This window comes from Sphingomonas sp. (assembly GCF_035555815.1).
Lineage (GTDB): Bacteria > Pseudomonadota > Alphaproteobacteria > Sphingomonadales > Sphingomonadaceae > Sphingomonas.
Genome location: NZ_DATMGG010000024.1, coordinates 1 through 9,437 on the forward strand (window position 1 = coordinate 1; position 9,437 = coordinate 9,437).

Sequence of the window (9,437 nt, forward strand, 5' to 3'; positions counted from 1 at the left end):
GTCCCCGACGATCTCGGCGCCCAGATCGAGGCGCAGCTGCGCCGCGCCGCGCTCGACCGGCTCGGGCTGGAGGCGAAGGCGGGGCATGTCCTGGCCGGCACCGACCGCATCGAGACGGCGGCGCGGTCGGGCCAGTTGCGCCTGCTGCTCCACGCCGCCGACGCGGGCGAAGACGGGATGCGCAAGCTGGCGCAGGCGTGGCGCGTCGGCTCCGATGCGGAGGGTTCGGACCTCAAGGGATTGGCATTGCCGCTGCCGCGCACCATATTGTCCTTGGCGCTCGGCCGCGAAAATGTGGTACATGTCGGCCTGGCGGACGCTCAGGCGGCGAAGCGGGTGGAGCAGGCGCTCCTCCGCTGGCTCCACTTTATCGGACCTGACCCTGAACCATATGCTTGCGCCGACCCACCGGTCGGCGCATCGGCATCCACGATCTTGCCCGGGGCGGCGCACGCCTCACACGAAGGAATTTGAGTACGCGCATGAGCGATTCTGACAACGACAAGCCGAAACTGGGAATGCGCGCACCGCTGGGGGTGAAGCGCACGGTGGAGACCGGCAAGGTCAAGCAGAGCTTCAGTCACGGCCGGTCGAACACGGTGGTGGTCGAGGTCAAGCGCCGCCGCGTGCTGGGCCCCGGCACCGGCCAGCCGGAGGCGCCGGTCGTCGCCGACGTGGCACCGCCCCCGCCACCGCCGCCGCCCCCGCCGGCCCCCGCCCCGAGCAGCGAGACCGCGCGCGAGCGGCAGGAACGCCTGCTGCGCGAGGCCGACGAGCAGCGCATGGGCGCGCTCGAGGAAGCACGCCGCCGCGAGGAGCGCGAGCGCGCCGAGGCGATCGAGGACGAACGCCGCCGCGCCGAAGCGCGCGCCGCCACCGAAGCGGCCGCCGCCAGCCAGCCCGCGCCGGCCCCGGAACCCGCGCCCGCACCTGCGCCGGAAACCAAGGCCGCACCCGCGGTTGAGGCCGCCGCACCCGCGCCGGAGGCCAAGCCTGCTCCCGCCCCGGCTCCGGCCCCCGCGCCTGCGCCCCCGCCGGTGATCGAGCTGTCGCGCGATCCCAGCCTGCCGGCGCCGCGCCTGTTCACCCCGGTGCAGCGACCCGAGATTCCCAAGCCGGTCCAGCGGCCCGCGCCGACTCCTCCCGCGAGCCAGACCGCATCGTCGTCCGCGCCGTCGCCGTCGGGCGGCGCCGGTGCCGCGCGTCCGTCGTCGCCGGGCGCCGCCGCGCCGCGCCGCGATGCCCCGGCCCAGCGGCCGCAGCAGCGCGACCGCAAGGGCGACGACCGCCGCCAGTCGGGCAAGCTGACCGTCAACCGCGCGCTGGGCGACAACGACGGCGCCCGCGCCCGCAGCCTCGCCGCGCTCAAGCGCGCGCGCGAAAAGGAAAAGCGTTCGCACGGCGGCCCGCGCGAGGCGCAGGCCAAGCAGGTCCGCGACGTCGTGGTGCCGGAGGCGATCACCGTCCAGGAACTCGCCAACCGCATGGCGGAAAAGGGCGCGGACCTGGTCAAGACGCTGTTCAAGATGGGCATGCCCGTCACGATGACTCAGACGATCGACCAGGACACCGCCGAACTGCTGGTCACCGAATTCGGCCACAACATCGTCCGCGTCAGCGATTCGGACATCGACCTCGCGCTGTCGACCGAGGAGGATGCGCCGGAGAGCCTGAAGCCGCGTCCGCCGGTGGTGACGATCATGGGCCATGTCGATCACGGCAAGACCAGCCTGCTCGACGCGCTGCGCGGCACCGACGTGGTGCGCGGCGAGGCCGGCGGCATCACCCAGCACATCGGCGCCTATCAGGTGACGCTCAAGGACAAGAGCCAGATCACCTTCCTCGATACGCCGGGCCACGAAGCGTTCACCGAAATGCGTGCGCGCGGCGCCAACGTGACCGACATCGTCGTGCTGGTGGTGGCGGCCGACGACGGGCTGATGCCGCAGACGATCGAGGCGATCAACCACACCAAGGCGGCCGGCGTGCCGATGATCGTGGCGATCAACAAGGTCGACAAGCCCGAGGCCAATCCGCAGCGGATCCGCGAGCGGTTGCTCGAACATGACGTACAGGTCGAGGAAATGGGCGGCGAGACCCAGGACGTCGAGGTCTCCGCGCTCAAGAAGACCGGGCTGGATACGCTGATCGAGAAGATCCAGCTCCAGGCCGAACTGCTCGACCTCAAGGCCAATCCCGACCGCGATGCCGAGGGCACCGTGATCGAGGCCAAGCTCGACAAGGGCCGCGGCCCGGTGGCGACCGTGCTGGTCGGCCGCGGCACGCTGAAGGTCGGCGACGTGTTCGTCGTCGGCGCGGAAAGCGGCAAGGTCCGCGCGCTGGTCGACGACAAGGGGCGCCAGCTCAAGTCGGCCGGCCCGTCGATGCCGGTCGAGGTGCTCGGCCTGTCGGGCGTGCCGTCGGCGGGCGATCCGCTGCAGGTGGTCGAGAACGAGGCGCGCGCGCGTGAGGTCGCCGAATATCGTGCCGGCGTCATCCAGCAAAAGCGCACCACCAACGCCCCGGCCAGCCTGGAGACCATGTTCTCCGCGCTCAAGGACAAGCAGGCGATCGAATACCCGCTGGTGGTCAAGGCCGATACGCAGGGGACGGTCGAGGCGATCGTCGCCGCGATCAACAAGATCTCGACCGACGAGATCAAGGCGCGTGTGCTCCATTCGGGCGTCGGCGGCATCACCGAAAGCGACGTGACGCTGGCCGGTGCCAGCGGCGCGCCGATCATCGGCTTCAACGTGCGCGCCAACGCCAAGGCGCGCGAGATCGCCGAACGCAACAAGGTGGCGCTCAAATATTACGACGTCATCTACGACCTGATCGACGAGATCCGCGCCGGCATGGCGGGCGAGCTTGGGCCGGAAGCGTTCGAGACGGTGGTCGGCCGCGCCGAAATCCGCGAGGTGTTCTCGGCGGGCAAGCACGGCAAGGCGGCGGGTCTGCTGGTGGTCGAAGGCGTCATCCGCAAGGCGCTCAAGGCACGCATCACCCGCGACGACGTCATCGTCTATCAGGGCGAGATCGCGTCGCTGCGGCGGTTCAAGGACGACGTCGCCGAAGTGCGCGCCGGCCTGGAATGCGGCGTGACCTTCTCGAACAACTTCGTCGACATCAAGGCCGGCGACTTCCTCGAAACCTTCGAGGTCGAGATGCGCGAACGCACGCTGTAAGTCTCCCTCCGGTGGGAGAGGAAAGGAGCCGCCGAAGGCGGCGGGAGGGTGAGGGTCAGAGTCCCGTCACCCTCGCCCTCCCTCTCCCTGCCGGGAGAGGGGCCTGGAGGTAAGATGCGCCAGAACGACACCGCCCAAGACCGTTCCGTCCGCCTGCTGCGCGTCGGCGAGCAGGTGCGCCATGCGCTGAGCGACATCCTGATGCGCGGCGACGTGCATGACGACACGCTGGCCAAGCACATGGTGTCGATCACCGAAGTGCGGATGTCGCCCGATCTGCGCCATGCCACGGTGTTCGCCAAGCCGCTGCTCGGCAAGGACGAGGCGGTGGTGCTGAAGGCGCTGCGCACCAACACCGCCTATCTGCAAAGCGAGGTCGCGCGGCGGGTGAACCTCAAATATGCCGCGAAGCTCAAGTTCCTCGCGGACGAGAGCTTTGACGAGGGCGGCCGCATCGACACGCTGTTACGCGATCCCAAGGTCGCGCGCGACCTGGGTGAGGACGACGCGCAGGGGTAGCGTCGCGGAGCGGTTTTGTTTCGCGCGAAGACACGAAGATTTTTGGTTCGCGCGGAGACGCGGAGACGCGGAGTGTGTCGCCTGGCATGCTCGTCTCGCGTCAGCGAGACCTTTCAGCCCCTGCAAGCGACAGGCATGACGGCCGTTGGTGCCGCTGGCCGAACCGCGGGCGACACCCTCCGCGTCTCCGCGTCTCCGCGCGAATCCGTTCTTCTGTCTTCTTCGCGCCTTCGCGTGAAAAAAGATGCCCCAGCGTCACGCCGCCGCCTTGCGCTCATCCCGCGCGCCGAACGCGGCCAGCGCCTGGCGATAGCTGTCGCCGTACCGCGCGCCCACCGCGGCGGCATAGACCGGCACCGTGGCGATGCTAGCGTCGACGTTCGCCTCCACCGCGTCGCGCACCGCCGCCCATGTCGCCGCATCGCCCGCCGCTTCGCGCAGTCGCGCATGGAAGAAATCGCGCGCGGTGCCCGGCGCCAGCCGGTGGTTGCTCTCGGCCTCGTCGGGTTGGTCGACCAGCGCGTCGATGGCGCCGAGCCGGTCGATCATCCGCCAGCCGGGATAGGGCAGTCGATCCTCGTAATCATGGACGAACAGCCGCCGCCCGGTCGCGGCAAAGCCCATCAGGAACGCGAAATAGTCGAAGCAGAAGAACCAGTACGGCGTCGCGCCCTCGCCGAAATGCGGCTCCGGCAGGAACACCATTCCCTTCTTCATCACCTCCGCGAACATCGTCAGGCTGTCGGCATATGTGTGCCAGCTCAGCTGCGAATGGATGCTGGCGAAATAGGCGCCCGGCTCGCGGATCACCGCATGCCACTCGATCTCGGTGATCCCCTCCTCGGCGGCGACCTGCTCCAGCAGCGCCGCGACCGGCAGGTTGAAGGGCAGCCCTTCCAGATTCTCGGACGAGAACAGGATGGTGTGGCAGCCGGCGGCGCGGCCGTTGCGGATCATCGCCGCGAACGGTTCCGGATCGCCCGCCAGCAACGGATTGGCGATGAAGTGATGCGCGGGGTAGATCGTCTGCGGCTCGTACCAGATGCCGCGCCCGGCCAGCCGCTGCGTGTTGCGGTTGAGCAGCGCCTGCAGATAGCTCGACGCCGTCTTGTGGAAACCCATGTGCACGACCAGACGCATCGCCGCCCCCCTTTTGAAATGGTTGCGACAGGGTGGCGGATAATGGTTAACACGACGGAAATGGCGCGCGCGGGCAAAAGCCCATAGGATCGCGCCATGGCCAAGCTCTATTTCTACTACGCCAGCATGAACGCCGGCAAATCGACCACGCTGCTCCAGGCCGATTTCAACTATCGCGAGCGGGGCATGCGTACGATGCTGTTCACCGCGGGCGTCGACGATCGCTTCGACGCTGGCACGATCACCTCGCGCATCGGGCTGTCGATGCCGGCGACCGCGTTCGACGCCGGTACCGATCTGTTCGCCTGCGTCGCCCGCGCACACGCCGCCGATCCGCTCGATTGCGTGCTGGTGGACGAGGCGCAGTTCCTCACCGCCGATCAGGTCGCCGCGCTGGCGCGGATCGCCGATGATGCGGGCATCCCGGTGCTCGCCTATGGCCTGCGCACCGATTTCAGCGGCGCGCTGTTCGAAGGGTCGGCGCGGCTGCTGGCGATCGCCGACGCGCTGATCGAGATCAAGTCGGTGTGCCTGTGCGGGCGCAAGGCGACGATGAACGCGCGGGTCGGCGCGGACGGGCGCGCGGTCAGCACCGGCGCGCAGACCGAAATCGGCGGCAACGATCGCTATGTCGCGCTGTGCCGCCGCCACTTCGTCGCGGCGCTGGCGGGCACGCTGCCGCTCAGCACCGGTTCAGACTCACCGGCGCAGGAATAACGCCATGAACCGCACCCTGATCGCCCTCGCGGCGCTCGCCGCATCCGTCGTCCCCGCCGCGGCGCAGGAACAGCCGGCGCCGCCGACCGGCGCGCAAGCGTCGATCCCGTTCGTCCAGTTCGGCAACATCTGGAATTTCGAGGCGGACGGCGATCGCGGCATCTATCTGCAGAACCGCGCGCGGCAATGGTATTATGCCGAATTCAACGGCCCGTGCATCAACCTGCCCACGGCGATCCGCCTCACCGTCAGCACGCGCTTTGCCGGGGACCGGCTCGACAGCACCGGGCGCATCTATGTCGACGGCGAACCGTGCTGGATCGCCAGCCTGGTCAAGAGCGACGCGCCGCCCAGGAAAGCGCGTCGCAAAGGATGATGGCCGGGCGACCCGCGACCCGCTAGAGCGGCCCGATGGCTGAACCGAATATCGTCTATACCGTCGCGGTGTGGCTGATCCCGCTGGTGTTCGCGATCGTGTGCCACGAAGTCGCGCACGGCTGGGTCGCGCGCGCGCTGGGCGATCGCACCGCCGCCGATCTCGGCCGGCTGACGCTCAATCCGATCAAGCACGTCGATCCGATCGGCACCGTCGTGCTGCCGCTGGTGCTGGCGGTCGCGCACGCGCCGATCTTTGGCTGGGCGAAACCGGTGCCGGTCAACTACCGCTGGCTGCGCCATCCGCGCCGCGACATGGTGCTGGTCGCGCTGGCCGGGCCGGGGACCAATTTCGCGCTCGCGCTGCTGGCGACGCTCGGCATCGGCGCGACCTATGCGATGGCCGGCGGATTGCCGCAGGGCGGCGCGGCCGGCTTCCTCGCCGCCAATCTGGTCAACTTCCTGCTGATCAACATCTTCCTCGGCGTGTTCAACCTGATCCCGCTGCCGCCGTTCGACGGGGGGCATGTGGTCGAGGGGATGTTGCCGCGTTCGCTGGTGCCCGGCTGGCAGCGCGTCGCGCGGTTCGGCTTTCCGCTGCTGGTGTTCCTCCTGCTGGTGCTGCCGATGATCGCCCCACAGGCCGATATCGTCGGCCGGGTGATCGGCCCGATCGCGCAGGGGGTGGCGCGCGCCTATCTGTCGCTGGTCGGCCTGGGCGCCTGACGCGCGTGCACGGCTGGCTGATCCTCGACAAGCCGCTCGGGCTTGGCTCGACGCAGGCGGTGTCGGCGGTCAAGCGCGCGCTGCGCGCCGGCGGCTATCCAAAGGCGAAGGTCGGCCACGGCGGCACGCTCGATCCGCTCGCCTCCGGCGTGCTGCCGATCGCGCTGGGCGAGGCGACCAAGCTTGCCGGGCGGATGCTCGACAGCGACAAACTCTATGACTTCACCGTCGCGTTCGGCGCACAGACCGACACGCTCGACGGCGAGGGGGAGGTGATCGCCACCTCCGAAATCCGCCCGACGCCGGCACAGGTCGAATCGGTGCTGCCGCGCTTCACCGGCCCGATCCGCCAGGTGCCGCCGGCCTATTCGGCGCTCAAGGTTGACGGCCAGCGCGCCTACGACCTCGCCCGCGCCGGCGCGGAGGTGACGCTGGCGAGCCGCGACGTCACCATCCACGCGCTGACGATCGCCGCGGCGGACGCGGACACCGCCACGCTCACCGCCCACGTATCGAAGGGCACCTATATCCGCAGCCTCGCGCGCGACATCGCGCTGGCGCTGGGCACGGTCGGCCACGTCACCATGCTGCGCCGGGTCAAGGCGGGGCCGTTCGGCCTCAGCCACGCGATATCGCTGGACAAATTGGCCGAAGCCGGTATGGCGCGCGAGCTTGAACACCACCTCCTGCCATTGAGGGCGGGGCTGGACGACATCCCGGCCCTCCCCCTCACCCCCGACCAGGCAGGAGCGCTCCGACAGGGGCGTGTGCTGGCCGGGATCGCCAGAGACGATGGCCTTCACTTCGCGACGCTGGGCGCAACCCCGGTCGCTTTGGTGGATGTCCAGCACGGGGAAGCCCGTGTCGTCCGCGGCTTCAACCTGTGATCACGATGTCGAAGGAAGACACATGACGATTACCGCCGAGCGCAAGGACGCGCTGATCAAGGAACATGGCCGCGCCGAAGGCGATACCGGTTCCACCGAAGTGCAGGTCGCGATCCTCACCGAGCGCATCCGCAACCTCACCGAGCACTTCAAGGGCCACGCCAAGGACAACCATTCGCGTCGCGGCCTGCTGATGATGGTCAACAATCGCCGTTCGCTGCTCGATTATCTGCGCAAGTCGGATGGCGACCGCTATCTCGCGCTGATCGCGAAGCTGGGTCTTCGCAAGTAACCGGGAAGGGCGCCTTCGGGCGCTCTTTTCATATCCGGGTGGGGAGCAATCCGGCTCCCGCCCAGCCTGGGGCGAACCATCGCCCGAAACCGCACGGGCCGGTCTAGCCCGCACATCGGCCCCGGCCGGCATAGGGCCGCCGGAGTGAAGGAAATCAAATGTTCGATACGAAGAAGGTCAGCATCGAGTGGGGCGGACAGACCCTGACGCTCGAAACGGGCAAGGTCGCCCGCCAGGCCGACGGCGCGGTGATCGCGACGCTCGGCGAGACGGTCGTGCTGTGCGCCGTCACCGCCGCCAAGACGGTCAAGGAAGGGCAGGATTTCTTTCCGCTCACCGTCCACTATCAGGAAAAATTCTCGTCGGCCGGCCGCATCCCCGGCGGCTTCTTCAAGCGCGAGCGCGGCGCCACCGAGCGTGAGACGCTGATCAGCCGCCTGACCGACCGCCCGATCCGCCCGCTGTTCCCGGAAGGGTTCTACAACGAGATCAACGTCATCGCCCAGGTGATGTCGTATGACGGCGAGAACGAGCCCGACATTCTGGCGATGATCGCCGCGTCGGCCGCGCTGACCATTTCCGGCGTGCCGTTCATGGGCCCGATCGGCGCCGCGCGCGTCGGCTACAAGGACGGCGAATATCAGCTGAACCCCTCCGACGCCCAGGTCGCCGAGGGTGAGCTCGACCTGGTCGTCGCCGCCACCCACGACGCGGTGATGATGGTCGAATCCGAAGCCAAGGAGCTGTCGGAAGAGGTCATGCTCGGCGCGGTGATGTTCGCGCACAAGGCGTCGCAGGACGTGATCAAGGCGATCATCAAGCTCGCCGAACAGGCGGCCAAGGAGCCGTGGGAGCTGACCCAGGCCGCCGACACCTCGTCGGTCAAGGCCGAGCTGAAGAAGCTGATCGGCAAGGACATCGACGCCGCCTACAAGCTGACCAACAAGTCGGCGCGCTCGAACGCGCTCAATGAGGCGCGCGCGAAGGCCAAGGCCGCGATGGCGGACAAGACCCCGCAGGAGCAGATGGCCGCGCAGAAGCTGGTCAAGAAGCTGGAGGCGGAGATCGTCCGCACCGCGATCCTCAAGACCGGCAAGCGTATCGACGGCCGCGACACCAAGACGGTGCGCCCGATCGAGGCGGAGGTTCACTTCCTGCCGCGCGCGCACGGCTCGGCGCTGTTCACCCGCGGCGAGACGCAGACCATCGCCACCACCACGCTGGGCACCCGCGACGCGGAGCAGATGATCGACGGCCTGGGTGGCCTCAGCTACCAGCATTTCATGCTGCACTATAACTTCCCGCCCTATTCGGTCGGTGAAGTCGGCCGTTTCGGTGCGCCCAGCCGCCGCGACATCGGCCATGGCAAGCTCGCCTGGCGCGCGCTGCACGCGGTGCTGCCGACCAAGGAGGAATTCCCCTACACGATCCGCGTCACCAGCGACATCACCGAGTCGAACGGTTCGTCGTCGATGGCGACGGTGTGCGGCGGTTCGCTGTCGCTGATGGACGCCGGCGTGCCGATCAAGCGCCCGGTTTCGGGCATCGCGATGGGCCTGATCCTGGAAGGCAAGGACTTCGCCGTCCTGTCCGACA

Annotated in this window: 9 protein-coding genes and 1 pseudogene; 9 read left to right on the forward strand and 1 reads right to left on the reverse strand. The window is 68.5% G+C overall.

The genetic code is table 11. The features are described from left to right. The 3 genes and pseudogenes from VNR91_RS01275 to rbfA all read left to right on the forward strand — a co-directional run. Nucleotides 1–474: pseudogene (locus VNR91_RS01275) on the forward strand (DUF448 domain-containing protein); the annotation flags it as partial. A gap of 8 nt (nt 475–482) precedes the next feature. Then, the gene (gene infB / locus VNR91_RS01280) at nt 483–3,185 is read left to right on the forward strand and encodes a translation initiation factor IF-2 (RefSeq protein WP_325488983.1); all 2,703 of its coding nucleotides are present in this window, start codon (nt 483–485) and stop codon (nt 3,183–3,185) included. 114 nt (nt 3,186–3,299) lie between these two features. Next, the gene (gene rbfA, locus VNR91_RS01285) at nt 3,300–3,704 is read left to right on the forward strand and encodes a 30S ribosome-binding factor RbfA (protein WP_325488984.1); all 405 of its coding nucleotides are present in this window, start codon (nt 3,300–3,302) and stop codon (nt 3,702–3,704) included. Between the two features lie 255 nt (nt 3,705–3,959). Here rbfA and VNR91_RS01290 read toward each other — a convergent pair whose 3' ends face one another. Then, complete coding sequence (locus tag VNR91_RS01290; RefSeq protein ID WP_325488985.1) at nt 3,960–4,844, reverse strand: hypothetical protein; 885 nt, start codon at nt 4,842–4,844, stop codon at nt 3,960–3,962. Between the two features lie 96 nt (nt 4,845–4,940). On the opposite strand from VNR91_RS01290, the gene VNR91_RS01295 reads away from it, so the two are divergent. The 6 genes from VNR91_RS01295 to pnp form a co-directional block, all read left to right on the forward strand. Beyond that, the gene (locus VNR91_RS01295; RefSeq protein ID WP_325488986.1) at nt 4,941–5,561 is read left to right on the forward strand and encodes a thymidine kinase; all 621 of its coding nucleotides are present in this window, start codon (nt 4,941–4,943) and stop codon (nt 5,559–5,561) included. Between the two features lie 4 nt (nt 5,562–5,565). Then, nucleotides 5,566–5,937, forward strand: coding sequence for a DUF6491 family protein (locus VNR91_RS01300; protein ID WP_325488987.1), 372 nt, complete (start codon nt 5,566–5,568; stop codon nt 5,935–5,937). 35 nt (nt 5,938–5,972) lie between these two features. Then, nucleotides 5,973–6,662, forward strand: coding sequence for a site-2 protease family protein (locus tag VNR91_RS01305; RefSeq protein ID WP_325488988.1), 690 nt, complete (start codon nt 5,973–5,975; stop codon nt 6,660–6,662). Between the two features lie 5 nt (nt 6,663–6,667). After that, complete coding sequence (gene truB / locus VNR91_RS01310) at nt 6,668–7,549, forward strand: tRNA pseudouridine(55) synthase TruB (protein WP_325488989.1); 882 nt, start codon at nt 6,668–6,670, stop codon at nt 7,547–7,549. Between the two features lie 22 nt (nt 7,550–7,571). Further along, nucleotides 7,572–7,841, forward strand: coding sequence for a 30S ribosomal protein S15 (gene rpsO / locus VNR91_RS01315; RefSeq protein WP_325488990.1), 270 nt, complete (start codon nt 7,572–7,574; stop codon nt 7,839–7,841). A 158-nt stretch (nt 7,842–7,999) separates the two neighbouring features. Continuing rightward, the coding region (gene pnp, locus VNR91_RS01320) for a polyribonucleotide nucleotidyltransferase (RefSeq protein ID WP_325488991.1) at nt 8,000–9,437 on the forward strand (1,438 nt) is incomplete at its 3' end.